The sequence below is a fragment of the Bacillus sp. LR--39 genome, assembly GCF_053613335.1.
On the sequence record NZ_JBSIOT010000172.1, the window covers coordinates 1 to 1358 of the forward strand.

Consider the following 1358-nt stretch of genomic DNA (forward strand, 5'->3'; position numbering starts at 1 on the left):
TGCTCTTGGTTTCTATTGGGATCGCCCTCTCATTTGGTTTAGGGACGCTTTTGTCCGGGATGCTTTGGATGATGGCGGCTGTTTTGGGGCTGATCGGTGCAGCGGCGATGTTTATTTTTAGCGCGCTCGGCATTCAAGGCCCTGCGCCGATGTTTTTTGTCCTTGCCTTTTTAGTCAGTTCCGGGCTGCCGGCCGATCCTTCACAAGCGCTGTTCAGAGCGGGACTGACGTTTCTCGGCGGCATTTTCGCCATGGGTATCGCTTTAATTGGCTGGTTATCGAACAAACATGGACCGGAGGGAGCGGTGCTGCAAAAAACATATCATCAGCTGGCTGCATGTCTTTCAGCCGTCGGAACGCCAGGTTTTCATAACGCACAGCATCAGACCGTGCTCATGCTTAGAACAGCCCGCCAAACGGTTCTTGGGAAAGGGAACAGACGGAAAAAATCGCGGCATAATGAACGATTTTTCCGCCTCCTTGAAAAAGCTGACGACATATTCATTGCCATTATTCATTTTTCAGCTGAAACGCCGGACAGAGAGACCGCGCAGATTGAAAAGGCACTTCGCCAAACCGGAGATATGCTTGCGCATGCACGGGTTTCCGTTACGTTTCAGATTAATGAGAACGAATCTGAGCCTAGGCGGAAGCTGTTTGAAGAAATCAATGAGGTTTTGCATATCGCTTCAGAACGTTTTGATAAGCAGCTTGACGGGGAGCCGAGCCGCCTGCCATCCTCTTTTTACTTTTTGAGAAATGCTTTTGACTGGAAGTCTCCAGTTTTGATTAGAGCGTTAAAGTACGGAATTGTTCTGTTTGCCGCCGATATGTTTGCCCTCGCATTCGGCTTTGCACGTTCCTATTGGATTCCGCTTTCGGCAGCAGCGGTCATGCTTGGCACTACTGTTGTTTTTACGCTTCACAGGGCTATTCAGCGTTCGGCCGGAACGGTGATCGGTGTTATACTGGCAGGCGCAATCCTGTTTTTTAAGCCGGGCGGTGTTTATATTGCGTTTTGTATTGCAGCGCTGCAATGTCTTCTTGAGATGCTGATCGTCCGCAATTATGCGCTGGCTGTTCCCTTTTTAACCGCAAATGCGCTTGTTATCACAGAAAGTATGCATGGCGGCGCGGGCGCCGGTTATTTTATGATAGCGAGGCTGACTGATGTAGCTGTCGGCAGCGTGATCGGGCTGTTGGGGACAATACTTTTGTGGCGGCGGTTTTCAACGAAGCGACTGCCTGAACTGATGGGGAACGTCATCCGGCTGGAAGGGCAGTTTATGGAGAAACTGTTAACCGGGCAGAATGCCGACGAACACAAGTTAAGGGTGAGTCTTGTCAGGCTTCGGGAT

General features: G+C 50.4%; 1 protein-coding gene. It reads left to right on the forward strand.

Translation table 11 applies throughout. The features are described from left to right. Positions 1-1358, forward strand: a 1358-nt coding sequence (locus ACWHAR_RS21505) for an FUSC family protein (protein WP_452087770.1), incomplete at both ends; no start/stop codon positions are given.